The organism is Staphylococcus sp. HMSC062A01 (assembly GCF_001836805.1).
Taxonomy (GTDB): Bacteria; Bacillota; Bacilli; order Staphylococcales; family Staphylococcaceae; genus Staphylococcus; species Staphylococcus haemolyticus.
In genome coordinates, this window is the sequence record NZ_KV830617.1 from 28,684 (window position 1) to 50,158 (window position 21,475).

Consider the following 21,475-nt stretch of genomic DNA (forward strand, 5'->3'; position numbering starts at 1 on the left):
TTATGACATAAAGGAGTTCGACATGCATAGACTTAAACATCATGAATTTTACATCTGGATGATTGGATTGATCCTATATTATGGCTATTTAGGCTACATTATCCCTTTACATAGTACAGATTGGTTTTGGGGTAGTGGCCACGGTATGCAAGTGGTCAGAAATGTTTTTAATAATTTTAATGGAAGATACATTAGCAATTTATTAGAATTTGCAAGTGTCCATTCTATATTACTTCGTACATTATCATTTGCGTTTATATCAATCTTTATCGTGGTACTTTTATTAAGATTATTGAATCAGTTTGGTGACACAAATTATTTAATATTAAGCACTGTTTTATTATTTATTATACCCAATTCCTTGTTTGCACAAAGCTATGGTAATTTTGAATTTTTTTATACATATGTTTTTGGCACATGTTTTTCTTTATATATCTTAAGTTTTATAATAAAAGTATTACTTAATAAAGATGAATTTAGTCGTATTGAAGTTTTTATATTTTGGCTAATATGTACATTGGGACAGTGGTTTGCTGAGCCTTTAGCTTTTTATAATGCCAGTATATTACTTGTAGGAATGATTTATTATGCCATACGCAATCATAAGTTTTACTATAGTCTGGTACTTGGTTGGTTGCTTTCATTATGTGGGGCGATGGTGATGCTATTAAATGATAAATATATTTATATCTTCTCAAGTGTTGAGGCATTAAGAGGACACTTAGACATGCTTGGGTTAAACCATAAGTTCGAAATATCACTTCTAAAAGATATTCCAAGATATCTCTTTTTTAATAATATTATTATTTTATCCTTAATAGTGATTATTCTAATGATATTGCTATTAAAAAGTAGCGCGTTCTTAACTTTACCTACAATAAAGCGAATCATTTTACAAATAGGTATTTGTATATTGCCTATATATAAAATCTTTATATATGAACCTTTTAATTTGAAACAATTGTCAGAGACATTTACGTTTGAAATCATTAATACTCTATTGTGTCTTATAATGATGGTTAGCATTGCAATTTCATGTAAGTTAGTCATTCAATTACCATATAATCGATTGTTGGTTTTTATGTCACTTGTTTCTATTACAATTAGTGTGTTACCAGTTATTTTAATTACTGAAGTTTCAGTTCGACAATTTTATTTAGCATATTTACTTTGTATAATTGTACTCATTAGTTTAATTTCAGAATTAGGCATTTTGACGTTGAACCATTATAATCTTTTAAAAAGTTGTATACTTATCTTTGCAATTATAAATATAATTATTTTCACTGATGTACATATTCGTAGTGAACAACGACTAGAAGATGTAAAATCGCAAATTGATAGCAATAAGCGTCACATAACATTATCACATTTACCTTATGAAACTTACCTATTTGAAATTACACCAGCAGATGAAGCAGATTTAACTAACTTCAAAGAGTTTCATCATATTTCAGAAAAATATTCGTTTAAACTACTGCCGTTTGAAAATTAAAAAAGAAAAAATGACGACAAAGGAGAAAGACGATGAAATTGAATCAAACCCACTTTGAGATTATTAAATTTATAATTGTGGGGGGGATTAATACCCTTAATTATTATATTGTGTATTTATTATTATTAAAATTATTTCACGTGAATTATATGATTAGTCATATTGCTGGTTTCTTAGTAAGTTTTGTTATTTCTTATTATTTAAATTGTTATTTCGTTTATAAAGTAAGACCAACGCTTAAGAAATTTTTAAGCTTTCCATTAACTCAAGTTATAAATATGGGTATGCAAACATTATTATTATATGTCTTTGTTAAGTGGTTTCAATTTCCATCTGAAATCGCACCATTTGCAGGTTTAATTATTACTATTCCAATTACATTTATTGTTTCAAAGTGGATTTTAAAGGATTAAATGACGTGCAACTTTAGGTGATTTATTTTTATAATACGAAACTTCAAATGACTTTAAAGAGTGACAATTTTATAGCTTTAGCTAAAGTGAAATTTAGGTTTTGCTAAAAATTTAATTAGATTAATTATACGGATTTTATAGAAATCAAAAAACGTTGTCATTCATATTTTGATAGTACATACTATTGATATTAAAGCATTTAAGGTGGTTAACAAAATGTCTCAAAGTGAAAATCTTAAATTGGCACAAAGAGGCGCTTATTTAAGTTTAGTAGTATACATTATTTTATCTGTTTCTAAATATATTACTGGATTTGTTTTTGATTCAGCAGCTGTTAGAGCAGATGCCTTGAATAATATGACAGATATTATTGTATCTATAGCTGTTATTGTTGGGTTGAAAATTTCAATAAAACCAGCAGATAAAAATCATCCTTATGGTCATTTGAAATCTGAAAATATTTCAACGTTGTTGGTTTCATTTATTATCATGTTCGTGGGTATTCAAGTTGTGATTGAAAATGCACCTAGAATATTTACAAATGAGCACAATACACCAAATGTAGTCACAATATTTGTAAGTTTAATAAGTGGGTTAATTATGATAGTTGTGTTTGCAATAAATCAGAGATTAGCTCATAAAACGATGAGTAGTTCGTTAAAGTCCGCTGCAAAAGATAACTTATCAGATGGATTAGTTAGTATGGGTACGGCAATTGGTCTGGTATTTACTCAACTTGGTTTACCTATTGTCGATGTTATTTTAGCAACGATTCTAGGATTTTTAATTGTTTATACCGGATTTGGTATTTTTAGAGAGTCAATTTTTGCTCTTAGCGATGGATTCAATGAACAGGATCTTGAAGAATATCGTAATGTTGTATTGGAAGTGGATGATGTCAAAGATGTGAACAATCTTAAGGGACGCTACCATGGAAGTAGTATATTTTTAGATGTTACGATTGTTGTTGATGCACATTTGTCTCTTCAACAAGCACATGATATTTGTGATCGAGTGGAAAATCACTTGCATAGTAAAGGTATATCATCAGTATATGTACATCCAGAACCGGATACTTTGTAAAAGTAAGATGAATAGATTCTGAACAAAAGCATTGTTAATCTTAATGATTTTTTTCTGAAAATAGTGATTACGAATAAAGAAGCCAGTAAATGAGTCTTAAAAACTTCATTTACTAGCTTCTTTATTTATAATACTTCGTATTATTGGCTCAATTGCCTAGGGGACTGGGTTGTAAAGAAATTCTTAGATGAATTTTTACTCATTATAGTTGCGACACTTTCTTGCAGGAAAGGCTCGTGCCTGTATTCCTCTAAAGGCGTTCGTTAGATAGATGATTACTCACATAAGCTGCTTCGCGTTCCTGGGATGCCGTCTCAGCCTGTAGTCTTCGACTGGCACTGCTACCCTAGGAGTCTTCGCAACTATGTTTTGTATTCTATCTTAAAACGCCTTATACAAGTGCAACAGCACTTGTGTTCAATAATTAAAACGCCAAGAGTCGCGCCAAAATACTTTGAATTCATATGGAATTCTACATTAAAATAAAAAAGACAATTCCTATATTATTTCAATAGAAATTGTCTGTTATACTTATCCAGAAAATTTATGTCCCGGACGCTTTTCGAGTTATTTAAACATAAATTCTAAGCGTTCTGCCTCAGAACTTAAGCTCTGTTAAATTTTACCACCAACCGTTAGATTCACGGAAACTAATTGCAGCTTCAATTGAACCATAACGTTCTTTAGCATATGAAATCATGCCTTTTGTTTGCGTTTCGACAGAGCCATAGCCCCAAGATTGATTTGTCTGTCCTAAACCATGATATTGTCCATTAGACGCATTAGGATCTCCACCTGATTCAGGTAAGACAATTTTCTCCCATAACTCTTCTGTTCCACCAGCTGCGATAAATTGTTTGTATACTGAAGATGTACTTTCACTTGATGAGCTTTCATTAGATGAATTGTCATCACTTGAAGTGTTACTAGATGAGCTATTATCGGCCGTAGATTCGGAGTTACTTGATGATGTATTAGTAGTAACATTAGTTGTATTAGCTTGTGTAGTTGCAGCTGATGTTACATTAGAATGTTGACTCTGATGAGATGGTTGATTGTGTTGTAATTGTGTATGTTGATTATATTGACAAGATTGATTTTGTTGACCATGTGTCATTTCACTTGCATGTGCTTGACCGGGTTCTAATCCTGCGGCACCTAAAGATACCATTGTCATTAATGCAAAAATTGATTTCTTCATAATAAATAATCTCCTTTAGAAATTGGTTTTTTGTAAGCAATCTAAAATTGCTATTAAATTAAGTAAAGTCATAATTACTTATCTTTTAATATCCTTTTAGATTATGCATCCCAATACGTCTTGCCGTTGATTACGGTAGAATCATTATAACACCTCATTTAATGACATAGGTTACTACAATATCAAAAGATAGTATCAAAAATGAACTGAAGATAACGAACATGACAAACTAACGTCATTTATGCCAAAAATGGCGTGAATTTAAGATATTATGAAATTTAACGAAATAGTTTTATAATAAATGTAATAGAAAAAGAGTAGGTTACTTGTTGCAAAGCATAGGGAAGTAAGTTTAGAGTTAGTGATTGGTTTTAAGTCATTTTAAACAAAATCATTCAATTAAAACTAACGTATAGGAAGGTGTTTTGATATGCCAAAATTAATATTATGTCGTCACGGTCAAAGTGAATGGAATGCTAAAAATTTATTTACAGGATGGGAAGATGTTCAACTATCTGAACAAGGACGAAATGAAGCAATTACTTCAGGACGTAAATTAAAAGAAAATGGTATTGAAATTGATGTGGCGTTTACTTCATTGTTAACGAGAGCATTAGAGACAACTCAATTTTTATTAGCTGAATCAGATCAAGAGTGGATTCCAGTGCATAAAAGTTGGCGTTTAAATGAGCGTCATTATGGTAAATTACAAGGTCTTAATAAAGATGAAGCGCGAAAAGAATTTGGTGAAGAACAAGTGCATCAATGGCGACGTTCATATGACGTTAAGCCACCAGCACAAACTGAAGAACAACGTGAATCATATTTAAAAGATCGTCGTTATAGACATTTAGATCATCGTATGATGCCTTATTCTGAAAGTTTAAAAACAACGTTAGAACGTGTGGTACCTATATGGACAGATAAGATTTCTCAACATCTATTAGATGGAGAAACAGTTCTAGTAGCTGCACACGGTAATTCAATCCGTGCATTAATTAAATATTTAGATAATGTATCTGATGAAGATATCATTGGTTATGAAATTAAAACTGGTGCACCACTTATTTACGAATTAGATGACAATTTAAATGTAATTGATCATTATTATTTATAATTATTAAATTAAAGTAGTGGGAGCGGGGCAGAAATTAAAATAAATTCGTGGTCCCATCCCGACAAGGATGAGTAAGTTTGAAAAAACTTGATTTAAGCGCATTTTCAAATCAATCAACTACTGCCAATATGGTAAAAGAAGGCTGAGACATTTTATTTAGTCACAGCCTTTTTTCTTTGTAGGAGTTATTTATGGAAGAAATAGATAACATTAAGCTGATTTACGATTACGTTTGTATTGTTTAATTATTTTTAATGCACGTTTGCGAGTTTTGATATTAGGACTATTCAAATTTCGACGTGCTGTTTGTAAATCTTGTTTCATATTTGATTCCTCCTTTTTAAAAAGGATAAAGGAAAGTAAGCTAAAAGTAAATAGTAATTATTACGATTTACAAAATAACACAAAAAATTTATATGAAATTTAAAATTATATATGTATAATAGTCAAATGTATCTATTGAAAGCTTAGGTAGATAGGAGGGGAATAATATGTCACATAAACAAAAATTAGCAATGATATTTACGATGTTGTTAGGTGGCTTTTTCGGGTTGTTAAATGAAACGCTACTCACTACAGCGTTGCCGAGAATAATGAAAGATTTTAACATTGAATATTCACAAGTACAATGGCTAACAACTGCATTCTTACTAACTAATGGTGTAGTCATTCCATTATCTGCATTCATTATACAGCGATACTCAACAAGACAAGTGTTCCTAACTGGAATTCTGATATTCTTTATCGGGACGATGTTAGGCGGTTTTAGTCCAAACTTCACAATCCTTTTAATCGCGCGTATTATTCAAGCATTAGGCTCAGGTATTATGATGCCACTGATGATGACAACAATTCTAGATGTCTTTAAACCACATGAACGTGGTAAATATATGGGAATGTTTGGATTGGTCATAGGTCTTGCACCAGCAATTGGTCCTACATTATCGGGTTATTTAGTTGAATATTTTGACTGGAGATCACTTTTCCATGTCGTAGCACCGATTTCAGCAATAACATTTCTTATAGCTTTAAAAATTATTAAAAACGTTGGAACAACAGTTAAAACTCCTATTGACCTCATTTTTATAATATTATCTATATTAGGATTTGGTGGATTATTATACGGTGTTAGTTCTATTTCAAGTGATGGATGGGATGATCCACTAGTATTAATAACGATAATAGGCGGTATACTATTAGTCGGAATATTTATTTGGCGTCAAGAGAGACTTGAAACGCCATTACTAAGTTTCAAAGTATTTAAGAATAAAGAGTTTGCAGTTGGTTTAGCGATTATGGCTGCAACAATGATTTCGATGATTGGTTCTGAAACAGTATTGCCTATGTTTGTACAAAATCTTTTAGGAAGAACGCCTATCGATTCAGGACTCATCTTACTACCTGGAGCAATTGTTATGGCTATCATGTCTGTGATTTCAGGTTGGTTATACGAAACATTTGGTGCTAAAGTGTTAGCAATAATTGGTATGTCTATTGTTCTTATAACTACTTCTTACTTTGTAGTCATGGATGAACATACATCTACGATAATGTTGGCAACTGTTTATGCTATTCGTATGATTGGAATTGCAATGGGCTTGATGCCAATAATGACGCATACAATGAATCAGCTAACACCAGAACTTAATGCTCATGGCTCATCCATGACAAATACCATTCAGCAAATTGCTGGTTCAATTGGAACAGCAGGTTTAATAACAATATTAAGTACAGCAAGTAAGAATTTCCAACCGACGATGAGTGATTATCAAGGTATGGATAAAAAAGAAATGGCAGGACAAATACAAATTGATGCCATGCTTCATGGTTATCATTCAGGATTTTTATTTGCCGTTATTATTACAGTCATCAGTTTATTGCTTACATTTTTAATTAAAAGTAAGAAAAAGGTTAAGGCAGAAGCTAAATTACAAAATAATTAAATGAACTTTATATAGTTAAAATAAGAGATCAAGACGAACGTTGAAAATGTTTAAGCATTTTTTCATAGAAGGGATACCATAGAGGGCTCCTTTAACAAAAACGTTCTATGTCTAGGTCTCTTTTTTATTTTATTAATATCCAAACATTCTGAACACTTAGGCAAATGTAAAATAATGTTGACTATTCCCACCCATGAGATTAGAATTAATTTATTCTGACTAATCTAATAGGAATATGGAGGACAAGGTAGATGAAAAGACTTTTATTTGTTGCTTTAGCACTTATCTTTGTGTTAGCTGCTTGTGGTAATGGAGGATCATCTGATAAAAATAGTGATTCTAAATCAAGTAGTAGTAACAGCGATAGTAAAACACTGAAAGTGGGTACTGAAGGTACATATGCACCATTCACGTTCCACAATAAACAAGACAAATTAACTGGTTACGATATTGATGTAATCAAAGCAGTTGCAAAAGAAAAAGGTTATAAACTTAAATTTAATGAAACATCATGGGATTCAATGTTTGCTGGTTTAGATGCGAAACGTTTTGACGTTATTGCTAACCAAGTTGGTGTAAACAAAGATAGAGAGAAAAAATATAAATTCTCTACACCTTACACTTATTCAAGCGCAGTTTTAGTAGTACGTGAAAATGAAAAGAACATTAAATCATTTAATGACGTCAAAGGTAAAAAAATGGCTCAAACATTCACGTCTAACTATGGTCAATTAGCTAAAGATAAAGGTTCAGATATTACTAAAGTTGATGGCTTTAACCAAGCGATGGACTTATTATTATCTAATCGTGTTGATGGTACATTCAACGATAGCTTATCTTACTTAGATTATAAAAAACAAAAACCAAACGCTAAAATTAAAGCAATCAAAGGAAATGCAGAGCAAAGTAAATCAGCATTCACATTTAACAAAGATGTTGATGATAAAGTTGTATCTGATTTCAACGATGGACTTAAAACATTAAAAGAAAATGGTAAATTAGCGGAAATTGGTAAGAAATGGTTCGGTGAAAATGTTTCTGAGCCTAAATAGTCAACAACAACATGCATTAGATGCGGCAGGGCAAGCATTTGGACCAATGTTGGAAGGTTTATTAAAATATTCTATTCCAATAACAATAGTTACATTTATCTTAGGTTTGATTATTGCTTTATTTACAGCGTTAATGCGTATTTCAACGAGTAAAGTTTTAAAAGGTATCGCAAGAGTATACGTTTCAATTATTCGTGGTACACCGATGATCGTACAGTTATTCATAATCTTTTATGGTATTCCTGAATTAGGACGCTTAGTAACTGGTAATGCTGATGAACAATGGACATTATCATCAGTTGTTTCAGCTATCATCGGTTTGTCACTTAATGTTGGTGCGTATGCATCAGAAATTATCCGTGGTGGTATTATTTCTATACCTAAAGGTCAAACAGAAGCGGCTTATTCTATAGGAATGAACTATAGACAAACGATTCAAAGAATTATTTTACCTCAAGCGATCCGTGTTTCAATACCAGCTTTAGGAAATACATTCTTAAGTTTAATTAAAGATACATCATTACTTGGCTTTATCTTAGTTGCAGAAATGTTCCGTAAAGCTCAAGAGGTAGCGTCTACAACATATGAATATTTCACAATTTATATTCTTGTAGCGGTTATGTATTGGGTAATTTGCTTCATTATCTCAGTTATCCAAAGCTTCTATGAATCATATATTGAAAGAGGGTATAACTCATGATTGAATTAAGTGGTATCCATAAATCATTCAATGATAAAGAAGTCATTAAAGGCATTGATTTAAACGTAGAAAAAGGGGAAGTCATAACACTTATTGGACGATCTGGTTCAGGTAAAACGACATTACTACGTATGATTAATGCTTTAGAAATTCCGACTGAAGGTAATGTTAGTGTTAATGGTGAAAGTTACACCGCTAATAATAAAAAGTCTCAAATGAGCGTACGCAAGCAATCGGGTATGGTATTTCAAAGTTATAATCTATTTCCTCATAAATCTGCATTAGAAAATGTAATGGAAGGATTAGTAACTGTAAAGAAAATGAGTAAAGCAGATGCGAAAGAAAGAGCAATGGGATTACTCGAAAAAGTTGGTTTAACAAGTGTTAAAGATCAACGTCCACATACACTTTCGGGTGGTCAACAACAACGTGTAGCAATTGCTAGAGCACTAGCTATGAATCCGCAAGTAATGTTGTTTGATGAACCTACTTCTGCATTAGATCCAGAATTAGTTAATGACGTATTAAGAGTAATTAAAGAATTAGCTGATGAAGGTATGACAATGGTGATTGTAACGCATGAAATGCGATTTGCACGCCAAGTCTCAAATAAAATCGTCTTTATACACGAAGGACGTATTGGTGAACAAGGTACACCAGACGAAATATTCGAACATCCTAAGACAGAAGAATTACGTCGTTTCTTAAATGTAATTAATGAAGATTAATAATGAAAAACACTTTTCTAAAGTTCATAAAGTTGAACTTAGAAAAGTGTTTTTTGCTTTATAGTTATTTACGTTCTAATAGTTGTTTAACTTTGTATGCAAGTGGGTGTATCGGTTTAATGAAATCTCCAATGTATTCGTAAACATTAGCATTGAAGCCTTTTTTAAATTGTTGCACACCATAATCTTCAGCATCTTCACTAAAGTCACCTGTAATACCGTAGAAATTATAACGATCTACATTATGTTCTTTTGCGAATTTAATCATATCCCATTGTAAACGATATGCGCCCATATACGCATTATATCTAGGATTTGAACCACTGGATAAATAATAAACTTCATGTTCATTATATAAGTATAAAGCCGCAGCTAGATTAAGTGTTTCGCCTTCTTCAGCAATTTTATCTTTCGTTTCATTTAATTTGCGTTCATTACTATCAACTTGTTGTTGTATTTGTGTGCGTTTATTTTTATTTTTCTTAGAGTTAGGGTTTTCCTCTAATACAGCATCGACTTCGGATAATTGTACTGTTAATGAATCGTGTTTTTGTTGGAGAGTAGATAAGTAATCCTTTAAATCAATATAGGCAAGTTTAAGCATTGCATGGTCTTTATACGTTTTTTGCATTTCATAAAAGTATGGTTTGTCTCTAAATTTGAAACCATGTTTTTCTTCGGCCATTTGGAATAATTCAAAGAACGTATCCGTTTCATCCATAGGTAGCGTTCTTACTTTTACGCCCATTTCATACGTTTTTTTAATGTTACGACGTGTTTGATAGTCCATTTCTTTTAATAATTGATCTTCTGACTTGTCTTTTAAATCTAAGACAGATAACCAACGTATTTGACTCATTGTGCTATAACCTACTGTCCATCCTTGATGTTTGTAACCTAAATCTTCCAACGTTTTGATGACTGCTCGGTTATCGTAACTTTCTAAAATTTCTCCATCAGCATTACGTAGGTTCTCCAAAATATAAGGATCAACTAATACATATAAGCAATTATGTTTTTTTAAATAACTTGTTAGTGATTTAAAGAAAAAGTGAACCAATTCAATATTACTGTAGTCCATGACAGGTCCACGATGTGTATAAAAGTATTTGAACACTTTTAAAGCACGTGCCTCAGTCATTAAAGTTGCAGCGATGACATTGTCGCTGTCATCTTTGACACCTACAACATGCACATCACCTTTTAATTCATTTCTGTTTTCAAAGTGAATTCGAGATTGTGTGTAATGAGAGAAATGACTGGATGTAAATTTCCCAAATTCCTCCGGTGATAAAGTTACGAATTTCATATTCATCTACTCCTCTGCGTTTTTAAGAATTATCCTTTATTTTAACAAATAACTACAACTATTACACAAGATAAGTTATTAAATCACACCGTACTTTAGTTGTGGGTTAAAATATATATTTAATTTATAATAATAAATATTTTTAGAAAACTAAATTTTTATGAACTAGCGCATATTTTAAAACCATTGTATGATAGTATTTGCAAAAGAAGTATTATGATAGATAGAGAGAACTGGGCAATAGGAGTGAATATATGAAACGTATATTAGTTATGTTAAGTGTCGGTATATTATTGCTAGCAGCGTGTGGTAACGATAAATATGTCGATAAAATAGATAAAGCTGTAAAAATCCAAGATCAAAAGCAAGAACAAATGTCTAAGAATGATACAGGAGATATGGTTAAACACTTTGATAAAAAAGATGCGAATATTTATGTTTATGAAGATGGAAAGTATGTTGTCTTAGCGTATAAACCTTTAAGTAATAATGAAGAAGTTCATTACTACACTTATCAATTTGATGGTAAAAAAGCGAAACGCATTGATAACTTTGATACAAAACAATATATCGAATCACATGATGCTGATTATAAGGAAGAAAATATGAATTAATATGTTATTACAAAGGAGCATCTATGAAAAAGAGAATTTTGTTAATAAGTATGATGATGGTTTTAATAATCATCATAAGTGCTTGTTCTAATGACAACAAGGAAAAGCAGCCACCTAAAACTGAGAATGGCAAAATTTTAATCGTTGAGTATGGAGACTTTAAATGTCCATACTGTAAAAAAGTGGAAAAGAATGTAATGCCAACAATTAAAAAAGACTATATTGATACGAATAAAGTAGAGTATCAATTTATTAATGCTGGATTTCTTGGTAAAGATTCAATCGTCGGCTCTAGAGCCGGAAACGCAGTGCAAAAAGTTGCACCTAATGAATACTTAACTTTTCAACGTAACGTATTCGCGAATCAAAAAGACGAGGATAAAAAGTGGTTAACAGAACAATTTTTTGATAAAGAAATTGATAAGTTAGATATTACGACGCAACAAAAATCTGACATTAAAAAGCAGTATAAGACTAAGAACAGTGAAGCTTGGAAAAAAGCAGAAAAACAAAAGGAACTAACAGAAGATAATAATATTGATACTGTTCCAACTGTTTTTATAAATGGAAAAAAAGTGAAAGATCCTTATAAAGTCGAAGAATGGAAGAAATACTTATAGTCACGATGTCATAGTGAGTAACGCTGACATTCATTTTGTGTTATATTGTAACCACTAAAGAGAAGTGGAATAAATTTAATAATGTTGATTCAAATAAGAATTGTAGTGTACTTCACTATGATTCTTCTTTTTTTAAAAATTTAGAAAGGTAGTAACTTAATCAATGATAGATATTTTTAATAAAAGATGATTTTTATTAAATTGAAAATAAAAAAATAAAAAACTATTGTAATTTTATACAAATAAAGTTATGCTTTTAAATCGTAAGTATTACTATTTAGGAGGTATAAAATGAAACGCTTTTTAAGTCTTACTGTTTTGATAACTATTATTGTATTTATATTAGTCGCTTGTGGAAAGGAAGATCGTTCTAATAAAGATTCTAAAGGTGATAACAAAATGAATGTGTCTACAACTGTATATCCTTTGCAATCCTTTATAGAGGAAATAGGTGGTAACCATGTCAATGTATCGTCTATTTATCCTGCTGGCACAGACCTACATGATTATGAACCAACTCAGAAAGACATGTTAAAGGTTGATCAATCTGATTTATTTGTATATACAGGTGATGATTTAGATCCAGTCGCTAAGAAAGTTGCAGCCACAATTAAAAATGATAAAAAGAAAGTTTCATTACAAGATAAACTAGATCAATCAACACTACTAACAGACCAACACGAACACGGTGATGAAGAACACGAGGATTCACATGGACACGAACACCATCATCATGGTGGGTATGATCCACATGTATGGTTAGATCCTGAGAAAAATAAGGTGTTTGCTAAAGAAATTAAAGATCAGCTAGTAACTAAAGATCCAGAACATAAAGATGAATACGAGAAAAATTTTAAAAAATTAGAAAAAGAGTTAAATGATATTGATAATAAAATGAACAACATTACTAAAGATAAACAAGGTAATGCTGTATTTATTTCTCATGAATCTCTAGGTTATCTCGCAGATCGCTATGGCTTTGTTCAAAAGGGAATTCAAAATATGAATGCTGAAGATCCTTCTCAAAAAAAACTTACAAACTTAGTAAAAGAGATTAATGAGAAAAATGTTAAATACATATTGTATGAGGATAATGTTGCGAATAAAGTAACTGAAACAATCAGAAAAGAAACAAATGCAAAACCGTTAAAATTCTATAATATGGAATCACTTAATAAAGAACAATCTAAAGATGCATCGATAAATTATCAAACATTGATGAACAAAAATATTGAAGTATTAGATAAAGCATTGAGTTCCAATATAAAAGTACAAGACGAAAAAGCTGAACATAAATATGATAAAGCTATTTCAGATGGTTATTTCAAAGATGAACAAGTTAAAGATCGTGCATTATCAGATTATGAAGGTAAATGGCAATCAGTGTATCCCTATTTAAAAAATGGTGATTTAGATGATGTAATGAAACATAAATCTGAAGAAGATAGCACTATGACAGAAAAAGAGTATAAAAAATACTATGAGAAAGGTTACAAAACTGACGTTTCTAACATAAATATTAAAGGTGACAACATTACTTTTGAAAAAAATGGGAATAAGGTTACTGGAACGTATGAATATGTTGGTAAAAAAATCCTAGATTATAAGAAAGGTAATCGTGGAGTTAGATTTATTTTTAAATTGAAGCACTCTGACAAGCAAACATTACCTAAGTACGTTCAGTTTAGTGATCATAATATCGCACCTAAGAAAGCAGAACACTTCCACATTTTTATGGGTAACAACAATGAAACATTACTTGAAGAAATGGATCATTGGCCAACGTATTATCCTGCCTCATTAGATAAGGACGATATTAAAGAAGAGATGTTAGCACATTAATAAATTTAAAATTTGAGTCTTTTTACTTGTATTTCCATATAAGTTTCTTTATTATATTAAGTATAATAATTATACAAACTATAGTGCTGATTTTCAGTTACGTAGTTTCATAATTTAAATAATGGAGGTATGTACACATGGCTAATTTAAATTTAGATCCAGCACATTCAGGAGTTAACTTTTCTATTCAACATTTAGTTGTATCAAATGTTAAAGGACGTTTTAACGAATTTGACGCTAACATTTCAGGTGATTTCAATGATTTAAGTTCATTGCAAGGTACTTTTACTGTTCAAGCAAATTCAATTGATACTAAAGTAGCAGATCGTGATAATCATCTTAAAAGCGCAGATTTCTTAGACGCTGAAAACTACCCAGAAATTAAATTTGAAATTACTAAAGTAGATGATAAATCAGTTACTGGTAACTTAACTATGAAAGATCAAACACATGAAGAAACTTTTGATTTAGATTATAAAGGTACTAGTTTAAATCCATTAAACGGTAAAAACACTGCTGGTTTAGTAATTACTGGTAGCCTTAACCGTGAAAAATATGGCATTACGTTTAACCAACAACTTGAAACTGGTGGTTTCTTATTAGGAAAAGACTTAAATGTTGAATTTGATTTAGAATTTCCACTTGAAGACTAATCACTAGTTATACTACTTAATAAAAATACTCATATGGCTCCCTACAAAGTAGATATTAATGAATGTAAACTTTGAAGGGAGCTTTTTTGTAATTAAAATCAATAACTGGTAAATTCAGAGAGCATTTAACAAATAGATAGGGGGATTTAAATGTCAATTCAACTAAAAGATAATAAAATTATATTTAATAGAACGTTTGAGGCGCCAATAAATGAAGTTTTCGAGGCATACACTACGGAGACGTTATTCGAACAATGGTTTCATCCTCAAGGAGGTAAAACAAAAGTTTTTCGTTTTAACCCAGTAGTCGGTGGTGATGCCTTCTTTGCGATAGAAATGCCAGAACAAACAAGTTACACATTGACTGAATATAAAAAGGTGGATAAACCTAATCATATTGAATACTTAGATTTCTTTGCTACATCTCAAGGTGAGAAAGATACATCATTACCTGGGATGCAAATTTTGATTGATTTCACTTCAGAATCAGCGCAAAGCACGCTTGTAACGTCAACTTCAATCTTTCCAACAAAAGATGCGGCGCAACAAGCACTTGATATGGGTGTAGAAGCGGGAATGAATTCTACATTGGATCAACTAGAATCACTCTTGGAACAAAAAAAGTCATAGGTATGTCAAAAAATTCAACTATATTTAAGTTATAATGTAGTTGAAATGAGGTTGATGATATGAAAGAAAGATATTTAAAAGTACTAGCTTTATTTTCAGTTAGTACATTAATACCAACAGTACTACTCAATTCAAAGGCAATTGATAATAGTGCAATTAAATATGTTTTAAGAACAGCGCTAGGCTATGGCATTTTTGCTACAGGTTTACGCTATTTATCAAGACTTAAAGCACATAAATAGTGAATTACTAAGTGAGGTAGAATCGTGTCTACATGATACGATTTTACCTCACTTTTTTACCTAAAAAATTTAAGCTATTCATGTTTTTTTATAAAATATATAATTGAAACATAACCTTAAAGGATGCAGGGGGGCATACATATGTTGAAGAACAATAAAACGGTTGAGGACACCCATGCAACGCGTGATATTGTAGAAGCTGCTGTTGGGCAGGTACAGACGAAAGAAATTATGTCTACAAAAACGCCTGGTAGATATGCATTGAAAACAATCATGTCAGGTTTTTTATTAGCAATCGTAACGGTATTTATGTTGGCAATTAAAACACAATTTGCAGCCACTAATGAAGGTTTAGTTAATTTGCTAGGTGCGATTGCATTTAGTTTAGCTTTAGTATTAATTGTGTTGACGAACTCAGAATTACTAACTAGTAATTTCATGTATTTAACGGTCGGCTGGTATTATAGAGCCATTACTATTAATAAGATGTTGTTCATTTTCTTATTCTGTTTTATAGGGAATATTATTGGCGGATTCATATTATTCTTCTTAATGAAAGGGACGCATATTATGACGCCAGAAATGATTGCCAGCTTAAGTAAGACAGTACATATGAAAACGGTAGAATCAACTTGGTTAAATATTTTAGTTAAAGCGATCTTCTGTAATTTCTTTATTAATATTGGTATATACGTGTCTATGTTATTTAAAGAAGGACTGGCAAGAGCATTCTTTATTGCCGTAGGTGTTGTTGTGTTTGTATTCATGGGTTATGAACATGTTGTCTTCAATGCTGGTTTATACGCAGGTATGGTGTTCTATAATTTAGATGCACTATCATGGTTAGGTGTTATTAAAAATATTGTGTTTGCTTTAATTGGTAACTATATCGGTGGTGGTATATTTATTGGTTTAGTATATGCGTATTTAAATGGTTCACGTGATAGTATAAAAGCTAAGTAATCAATAATAGGGTTGTGTTATCACTAAGTTAAATGAGTAAATAGCACAACCTTTTTTATTGAATTAATTCAACCACATTATTGAAAAAAGTTGACTAAATTATGATTAAAACATATCATTTTAATCAACATTAAAGCATTTTATGACCAAATTTTAAAAGCACTAAAGTCTTATATAAAGGGGATGAAGCGATTGGTTGCGAATATATTAGTGGCACACGGCATGAGAAAAGGTGATCAAAATAAAGCATTGGGAGAATTCTTAGATCGTTTATTAAGTGATGAAACGTATGAATATGAATTAGCGTTTATTGAAAGTGAAGAAAAGAGTATTGAAAATACGATTGGTCGTTTAATAAAGCAAGGTGAAACTCAATTTAAAGTTGTACCTCTTTTGATCTTTTCGGCAATGCATTATATCGTCGATGTTCCTGAAATTTTATCAAATATCAAAAAAGATCATCCTGAAATAAGTTACGAAATTAGTGAACCGCTTGGTACGCATGACTATATGGTAGATTTAGTTGAAAAACGTATTCAAGATGTTGAAATTTCTACCTCCTCTAATTATGCGATTGTATTAATCGCACATGGTAGTTTCTCATATACGAAAGCACATGATGAGTTAAAGGAATTTAGTGAAAAAATGAATCAACCTGTACCTATCTTTTGTCGTACGCTATATGGTGACATTACTTTTAGAAATGACTTGGATCAACTTTCGAATGAGTATGATGAACTTATTGTAGTGCCAATGTTTTTATATGATGGGCGACTAGTAAACAAAGTAAAACGACTCATTTCAGAAATGGATATACAGGGTACGCTTCATATTACACCATCTATTAATTTCGATAATATATTGAAGGAAATTATTAGTGAACGTTTAAAGCAATTAACATTTAATTAGGATTTATAAGCTGAGGCACTATGTTGTCTCAGTTTTTTATTGTAATTGGACAAGTTATTAAACGTATTAGGGAATTCCCCGATTTTTAATTAATTTGTGAAAATCATCACATTTGAAGTAGGATCTGTTATAGAATAGCAGTGAAGAAACAAATGTTGAATATCAAACATTTTAAAAAACAAAAAATTGCAAATGGAAAATAAGTAAATTTAAAGTGATAAAAGGGGCATATTTTATGACTAAACAAAAATTAGTGATGATTGGAAACGGTATGGCGGGATTAAGAACGATAGAAGAAATTCTAGAGCGTTCAGATTCACAATTTGACATTACAATTATTGGGAAAGAACCTTATCCAAACTATAACAGAATAATGTTATCAAATATATTACAGAAGAAAATGACTGTAGAAGAAACAATAATGAATCCATATGAATGGTATGAAGAAAATAACATTCAGCTCATCGTCAACGACCCGGTAGAGACGGTTGATCGTTCAGCACAAACAGTAACAACATCAAAAGGTGTTGAAGTGAACTATGATATTTGTATATTTGCAACAGGCTCTAGTGCTTTCGTATTACCGATACCTGGATCAGATTTACCAAGTGTTATAGGTTGGAGAACAATAGAAGATACTGAACGCATGATTGAAATCGCTAAAACGAAAAAGAAAGCTGTCGTTATTGGTGGCGGATTATTAGGACTTGAATGTGCACGTGGTTTAATGGATCAAGGTATGGAAGTAACTGTATTACACTTAGCAGAATGGCTTATGGAAATGCAGTTAGACCGTAAAGCTGGCGGCATGCTTAAAGCGGATTTAGAACGTCAAGGTATGAATATCGAGTTACAAGCGAACTCTAAAGAAATTATTGGTAAAGATGATGTAGAAGCGATTAAATTGGCGGATGGAAGAATAATCGAAACAGATTTAGTGGTCATGGCAGTCGGTATCCGTCCATTTACTCAAGTAGCACGTGATGCAGGTCTAGAAGTAAATAGAGGTATCGTTGTTAATGATTATTTACAAACATCAGACCCTAATATTTATGCTGTTGGCGAATGTTCAGAGCATGACGGCAAAGTATATGGTTTAGTCACACCGCTCTATGAACAAGGTAAAGTGTTAGCTGACTACCTAACTGGAAAAGAAACAGAAGGGTACAAAGGTTCTACAACTTTCACTTCATTAAAAGTGTCTGGTTGTGATTTATATAGTGCGGGACAAATTGTTGAAAATGAAAATGTCCATGGTATTGAAATTTTCAACAGTGTCGATAATATTTATAAAAAAGTCTATTTAAGTGATGGTCAAGTTGTCGGAGCAGTATTATATGGTGATACAGATGATGGCTCAAGATTCTATAATATGATGAAAAAACATGAATCTTTAGAAGACTATACATTAGTATCATTATTGTACAAAGGTGGAGAAGAAGCGGTAACTTCTATCGCTGATATGCCAGACGATGAAACTATTTGTGGCTGTAACGGTGTAGATAAAGGTACGATTGTTAATGCGATTACGACTAAAGGATTAACATCAGTGGAAGAAGTAACGAAAGCAACTAAAGCGGGTAATTCATGTGGTAAATGTAAAGGACAAATTGGCGAGTTATTACAATGCACATTAGGTGATGACTTTGTAGCAGCGAAACCTACCGGAATTTGTGCTTGTACTGATTTAACACGTGATCAAATTGTTACGCAAATAAGAGCTAAAGGTCTAAAAACATCTAAAGAAGTACGTCACGTACTAGACTTTAAAGATAAAAATGGCTGTCCAAAATGTCGTCCAGCAATAAACTACTATTTAAACATGGTATACCCACATGACCATCAAGATGAAAAAGAATCACGCTTCGCAAACGAACGTTATCATGCAAATATTCAAAATGATGGTACATTCTCTGTTATTCCACAAATGCGTGGAGGCGTAACAGATGCTGACCAATTAATAAGATTAGGTGAAGTTGCAAAAAAATACAATGTTCCATTAGTTAAAGTAACAGGTTCTCAACGTGTAGGTTTATATGGATTGAAGAAAGAAGAATTACCTAAAGTATGGGAAGATTTAGGTATGCGTTCAGCTTCAGCATATGGTAAGAAAACACGTTCAGTTAAAAGTTGTGTAGGTAAAGAATTCTGTCGATTCGGTACTCAATACACTACACGCTTAGGTATTCGTTTAGAAAAAACATTCGAATACATTGACACACCACATAAATTCAAAATGGGTGTGTCTGGTTGCCCACGTAGTTGCGTTGAATCAGGAGTTAAAGATTTCGGTGTTATCTCAGTAGAAAACGGTTATCAAATTTACATCGGTGGTAACGGAGGTACAGATGTTACAGTTGGTAAATTATTAACTACCGTTGAAACTGAAGATGAAGTTATTCAATTATGTGGTGCGTTAATGCAGTATTATCGTGAAACTGGCATATATGCAGAAAGAACTGCACCATGGTTAAATCGTTTAGGCTTTGAAAATGTTAAAGAAGTACTACTGGATCCTGAACGTCAAAAAGAATTATTCGATAGAATTATGGATGCTAAAAAAGCGATTGATGGACATGGCGAACCTTGGGAAGCAATCGTTGAAGATAAAGAAGCTCGAAAAATCTTTGAAGTTGAGAGGGTGTAACATATGAAATCTATGGAAAAAGTAAAAGTAACTACAATAGAAGAATTAACACCATTGATTGGGAAAAAAGTGATTGTTGATGGTAAGGAAATTGGCATTTTTTTAACTGAAAGTGGAGACATTCATGCGATTAATAACATTTGTCCTCACAAACAAGGGCCATTATCAGAAGGAACAGTAAGTGGCGACTACGTTTATTGTCCTCTACATGATCAAAAGGTTGATTTGAGAAGTGGTGAGGTACAAGAACCTGATACTGGATGTGTTGAAACATATCCAGTTGAAGTCATCGATGGAGACGTTTATGTATGTCTGTAGATGAAAAATCAAAGGTTTACTTGATAGGTGCTGGACCTGGTAATCCTAATCTTTTAACGAAAAAAGCAGAACGATGTATTAAGAAAGCTGAAGTTATTCTATATGATCGTTTAGTAAACCCACTCATACTTCAATATGCACCCGCTGATGCGGAATTCATTGATGTAGGTAAAAAGCCTTACGCTAAACACATACAACAAGACGAAATTAATTTAAAAATCGTTGAAGCGGCTAAAAAGTATCAAACAGTCATTCGTCTCAAAGGTGGCGATCCAGCAATATTCGGTCGTGTTACTGAAGAAGTCAATACTTTAAAAGACTATGGAATCGAATATGAAATTGTTCCTGGTGTAACTTCGGCAAGTGCCGCTGTTGCAACAATGGATTTAGGATTAACAATGAGATCAGTAGCACCTAGTGTGACCTTTTCAACAGGTCATTTCAAAGATTCAATCAATCAAGAAACAGATATACGTAATTTGATTAATGGTGGGACATTAGCCATCTATATGGGGATAAAGCGATTGGGCCGTATCATTGAGCAAATCACAGCTTATACTTCAGAAAACTATTCGATAGCAATTGTATTTAATGCTACGTGTTATAACCAAAGCGTCATCATTGGTAAATTAAGCACCATTGAGCATCAATTACAACAACATGAACTTGAAGGTGAACCAGGAATTTGTATTTTAGGTGCTATTGTTGACCATATTGATAAAGATAAAGTGTTGAAACAAGAGCATGAAAGAAATTTAGATGATTTATTATATGTTATAAAAGGTTCGAAAGAAGATGCTTTATTAAAAGCTGAAGAATTATCTGAAACAGGATATCGTTGTTTAGTGCAAGTTGATGAAAGTTACCATCCATCACAACAACAATTATATACACAAATAATCAATAACAATAAAATTAAATATATTAATTTATAAGTCATCCTTGCAGGAGTGGTATAACGAATTCTTAGAACGTTATGTACCACTACCTGCTTTT

The 21,475-nt window shown here is 31.8% G+C and carries 22 protein-coding genes; 19 read left to right on the top strand and 3 right to left on the bottom strand.

What is annotated here, in order from left to right:
- Positions 1–22: 22 nt before the first annotated feature.
- The 3 genes from HMPREF2715_RS04355 (at position 23) to HMPREF2715_RS04365 (ending at position 2,991) form a co-directional block, all read left to right on the top strand.
- On the top strand, positions 23–1,495 hold the full coding sequence (locus HMPREF2715_RS04355; protein WP_053025056.1) for a hypothetical protein: 1,473 nt from the start codon (positions 23–25) through the stop codon (positions 1,493–1,495).
- A 32-nt stretch (positions 1,496–1,527) separates the two neighbouring features.
- Positions 1,528–1,908: a GtrA family protein gene (locus tag HMPREF2715_RS04360; RefSeq protein ID WP_011274958.1), complete on the top strand. Its 381-nt coding sequence runs from the start codon at positions 1,528–1,530 to the stop codon at positions 1,906–1,908.
- Between the two features lie 216 nt (positions 1,909–2,124).
- Positions 2,125–2,991 carry a cation diffusion facilitator family transporter gene (locus tag HMPREF2715_RS04365; protein WP_070839511.1) on the top strand — a complete coding sequence of 289 codons (867 nt, stop codon included), beginning with the start codon at positions 2,125–2,127 and terminating at the stop codon, positions 2,989–2,991.
- Positions 2,992–3,613: 622 nt separating this feature from the next.
- Here HMPREF2715_RS04365 and HMPREF2715_RS04370 read toward each other — a convergent pair.
- A complete protein-coding gene (locus HMPREF2715_RS04370) occupies positions 3,614–4,192 on the bottom strand; it encodes an aggregation-promoting factor C-terminal-like domain-containing protein (protein ID WP_049426564.1) in 579 nt (192 codons plus the stop codon).
- 430 nt (positions 4,193–4,622) lie between these two features.
- On the opposite strand from HMPREF2715_RS04370, the gene HMPREF2715_RS04375 reads away from it, so the two are divergent.
- Positions 4,623–5,309 carry a 2,3-diphosphoglycerate-dependent phosphoglycerate mutase gene (locus HMPREF2715_RS04375; RefSeq protein ID WP_011274961.1) on the top strand — a complete coding sequence of 229 codons (687 nt, stop codon included), beginning with the start codon at positions 4,623–4,625 and terminating at the stop codon, positions 5,307–5,309.
- A 210-nt stretch (positions 5,310–5,519) separates the two neighbouring features.
- On the opposite strand, the gene HMPREF2715_RS11855 is transcribed toward HMPREF2715_RS04375, so the two are convergent.
- Entirely contained in the window at positions 5,520–5,633 is a 114-nt protein-coding gene (locus tag HMPREF2715_RS11855; RefSeq protein ID WP_107609856.1) for a putative metal homeostasis protein, read from the bottom strand.
- 167 nt (positions 5,634–5,800) lie between these two features.
- On the opposite strand from HMPREF2715_RS11855, the gene HMPREF2715_RS04380 reads away from it, so the two are divergent.
- The 4 genes from HMPREF2715_RS04380 (at position 5,801) to HMPREF2715_RS04395 (ending at position 9,732) form a co-directional block, all read left to right on the top strand.
- Positions 5,801–7,252 carry an MDR family MFS transporter gene (locus HMPREF2715_RS04380; RefSeq protein WP_070839514.1) on the top strand — a complete coding sequence of 484 codons (1,452 nt, stop codon included), beginning with the start codon at positions 5,801–5,803 and terminating at the stop codon, positions 7,250–7,252.
- Positions 7,253–7,503: 251 nt separating this feature from the next.
- Positions 7,504–8,304, top strand: coding sequence for a transporter substrate-binding domain-containing protein (locus HMPREF2715_RS04385; RefSeq protein WP_037550106.1), 801 nt, complete (start codon positions 7,504–7,506; stop codon positions 8,302–8,304).
- Positions 8,285–9,004: an amino acid ABC transporter permease gene (locus HMPREF2715_RS04390; RefSeq protein WP_037550342.1), complete on the top strand. Its 720-nt coding sequence runs from the start codon at positions 8,285–8,287 to the stop codon at positions 9,002–9,004. The genes HMPREF2715_RS04385 and HMPREF2715_RS04390 overlap by 20 nt, the downstream gene beginning before the upstream one ends.
- Positions 9,001–9,732: an amino acid ABC transporter ATP-binding protein gene (locus tag HMPREF2715_RS04395; RefSeq protein WP_070581955.1), complete on the top strand. Its 732-nt coding sequence runs from the start codon at positions 9,001–9,003 to the stop codon at positions 9,730–9,732. The genes HMPREF2715_RS04390 and HMPREF2715_RS04395 overlap by 4 nt, the downstream gene beginning before the upstream one ends.
- A gap of 64 nt (positions 9,733–9,796) precedes the next feature.
- Here the strand turns inward: HMPREF2715_RS04395 and HMPREF2715_RS04400 are convergent, their stop codons facing one another.
- Entirely contained in the window at positions 9,797–11,041 is a 1,245-nt protein-coding gene (locus HMPREF2715_RS04400; protein WP_070839517.1) for an aminoacyltransferase, read from the bottom strand.
- A gap of 254 nt (positions 11,042–11,295) precedes the next feature.
- On the opposite strand from HMPREF2715_RS04400, the gene HMPREF2715_RS04405 reads away from it, so the two are divergent.
- The 11 genes from HMPREF2715_RS04405 to cobA all read left to right on the top strand — a co-directional run bounded on the left by HMPREF2715_RS04405 (position 11,296) and on the right by cobA (position 21,414).
- Positions 11,296–11,655, top strand: coding sequence for a DUF4467 domain-containing protein (locus HMPREF2715_RS04405; RefSeq protein ID WP_053025049.1), 360 nt, complete (start codon positions 11,296–11,298; stop codon positions 11,653–11,655).
- Between the two features lie 23 nt (positions 11,656–11,678).
- Entirely contained in the window at positions 11,679–12,275 is a 597-nt protein-coding gene (locus HMPREF2715_RS04410) for a DsbA family protein (RefSeq protein ID WP_070839520.1), read from the top strand.
- 291 nt (positions 12,276–12,566) lie between these two features.
- Complete coding sequence (gene adcA, locus HMPREF2715_RS04415; RefSeq protein ID WP_070839523.1) at positions 12,567–14,117, top strand: zinc ABC transporter substrate-binding lipoprotein AdcA; 1,551 nt, start codon at positions 12,567–12,569, stop codon at positions 14,115–14,117.
- 137 nt (positions 14,118–14,254) lie between these two features.
- Positions 14,255–14,770 carry a YceI family protein gene (locus tag HMPREF2715_RS04420; RefSeq protein ID WP_053025047.1) on the top strand — a complete coding sequence of 172 codons (516 nt, stop codon included), beginning with the start codon at positions 14,255–14,257 and terminating at the stop codon, positions 14,768–14,770.
- A 150-nt stretch (positions 14,771–14,920) separates the two neighbouring features.
- Positions 14,921–15,400, top strand: coding sequence for an SRPBCC family protein (locus HMPREF2715_RS04425; protein WP_070442581.1), 480 nt, complete (start codon positions 14,921–14,923; stop codon positions 15,398–15,400).
- A 59-nt stretch (positions 15,401–15,459) separates the two neighbouring features.
- Entirely contained in the window at positions 15,460–15,642 is a 183-nt protein-coding gene (locus HMPREF2715_RS04430; protein WP_011274973.1) for a hypothetical protein, read from the top strand.
- Between the two features lie 141 nt (positions 15,643–15,783).
- Positions 15,784–16,605, top strand: coding sequence for a formate/nitrite transporter family protein (locus HMPREF2715_RS04435; protein WP_070581957.1), 822 nt, complete (start codon positions 15,784–15,786; stop codon positions 16,603–16,605).
- Between the two features lie 192 nt (positions 16,606–16,797).
- The gene (locus HMPREF2715_RS04440; RefSeq protein ID WP_053025044.1) at positions 16,798–17,514 is read left to right on the top strand and encodes a sirohydrochlorin chelatase; all 717 of its coding nucleotides are present in this window, start codon (positions 16,798–16,800) and stop codon (positions 17,512–17,514) included.
- Between the two features lie 235 nt (positions 17,515–17,749).
- Positions 17,750–20,161 (top strand): nitrite reductase large subunit NirB, encoded by a 2,412-nt coding sequence (gene nirB / locus HMPREF2715_RS04445; RefSeq protein WP_070839526.1) that lies wholly within the window; start codon positions 17,750–17,752, stop codon positions 20,159–20,161.
- A 3-nt stretch (positions 20,162–20,164) separates the two neighbouring features.
- Complete coding sequence (gene nirD / locus HMPREF2715_RS04450) at positions 20,165–20,479, top strand: nitrite reductase small subunit NirD (protein ID WP_070442574.1); 315 nt, start codon at positions 20,165–20,167, stop codon at positions 20,477–20,479.
- Positions 20,470–21,414, top strand: coding sequence for a uroporphyrinogen-III C-methyltransferase (gene cobA, locus HMPREF2715_RS04455; protein WP_070442571.1), 945 nt, complete (start codon positions 20,470–20,472; stop codon positions 21,412–21,414). The genes nirD and cobA overlap by 10 nt, the downstream gene beginning before the upstream one ends.
- Positions 21,415–21,475 lie beyond the last annotated feature (61 nt).

What these genes read in the sequence shown, in the direction of transcription:
- nirB (WP_070839526.1), top strand. Translation starts at nt 17,750, where the DNA reads ATGACTAAACAAAAATTAGTGATGATTGGAAACGGTATGGCGGGATTA.
- nirD (WP_070442574.1), top strand. Translation starts at nt 20,165, where the DNA reads ATGAAATCTATGGAAAAAGTAAAAGTAACTACAATAGAAGAATTAACA.
- HMPREF2715_RS11855 (WP_107609856.1), bottom strand. Translation starts at nt 5,633, where the DNA reads ATGAAACAAGATTTACAAACAGCACGTCGAAATTTGAATAGTCCTAAT.
- HMPREF2715_RS04380 (WP_070839514.1), top strand. Translation starts at nt 5,801, where the DNA reads ATGTCACATAAACAAAAATTAGCAATGATATTTACGATGTTGTTAGGT.
- HMPREF2715_RS04360 (WP_011274958.1), top strand. Translation starts at nt 1,528, where the DNA reads ATGAAATTGAATCAAACCCACTTTGAGATTATTAAATTTATAATTGTG.
- HMPREF2715_RS04365 (WP_070839511.1), top strand. Translation starts at nt 2,125, where the DNA reads ATGTCTCAAAGTGAAAATCTTAAATTGGCACAAAGAGGCGCTTATTTA.
- cobA (WP_070442571.1), top strand. Translation starts at nt 20,470, where the DNA reads ATGTCTGTAGATGAAAAATCAAAGGTTTACTTGATAGGTGCTGGACCT.
- HMPREF2715_RS04405 (WP_053025049.1), top strand. Translation starts at nt 11,296, where the DNA reads ATGAAACGTATATTAGTTATGTTAAGTGTCGGTATATTATTGCTAGCA.
- HMPREF2715_RS04425 (WP_070442581.1), top strand. Translation starts at nt 14,921, where the DNA reads ATGTCAATTCAACTAAAAGATAATAAAATTATATTTAATAGAACGTTT.
- HMPREF2715_RS04370 (WP_049426564.1), bottom strand. Translation starts at nt 4,192, where the DNA reads ATGAAGAAATCAATTTTTGCATTAATGACAATGGTATCTTTAGGTGCC.
- HMPREF2715_RS04410 (WP_070839520.1), top strand. Translation starts at nt 11,679, where the DNA reads ATGAAAAAGAGAATTTTGTTAATAAGTATGATGATGGTTTTAATAATC.
- HMPREF2715_RS04435 (WP_070581957.1), top strand. Translation starts at nt 15,784, where the DNA reads ATGTTGAAGAACAATAAAACGGTTGAGGACACCCATGCAACGCGTGAT.
- HMPREF2715_RS04385 (WP_037550106.1), top strand. Translation starts at nt 7,504, where the DNA reads ATGAAAAGACTTTTATTTGTTGCTTTAGCACTTATCTTTGTGTTAGCT.
- HMPREF2715_RS04420 (WP_053025047.1), top strand. Translation starts at nt 14,255, where the DNA reads ATGGCTAATTTAAATTTAGATCCAGCACATTCAGGAGTTAACTTTTCT.
- HMPREF2715_RS04430 (WP_011274973.1), top strand. Translation starts at nt 15,460, where the DNA reads ATGAAAGAAAGATATTTAAAAGTACTAGCTTTATTTTCAGTTAGTACA.
- adcA (WP_070839523.1), top strand. Translation starts at nt 12,567, where the DNA reads ATGAAACGCTTTTTAAGTCTTACTGTTTTGATAACTATTATTGTATTT.
- HMPREF2715_RS04375 (WP_011274961.1), top strand. Translation starts at nt 4,623, where the DNA reads ATGCCAAAATTAATATTATGTCGTCACGGTCAAAGTGAATGGAATGCT.
- HMPREF2715_RS04355 (WP_053025056.1), top strand. Translation starts at nt 23, where the DNA reads ATGCATAGACTTAAACATCATGAATTTTACATCTGGATGATTGGATTG.
- HMPREF2715_RS04400 (WP_070839517.1), bottom strand. Translation starts at nt 11,041, where the DNA reads ATGAAATTCGTAACTTTATCACCGGAGGAATTTGGGAAATTTACATCC.
- HMPREF2715_RS04395 (WP_070581955.1), top strand. Translation starts at nt 9,001, where the DNA reads ATGATTGAATTAAGTGGTATCCATAAATCATTCAATGATAAAGAAGTC.
- HMPREF2715_RS04390 (WP_037550342.1), top strand. Translation starts at nt 8,285, where the DNA reads ATGTTTCTGAGCCTAAATAGTCAACAACAACATGCATTAGATGCGGCA.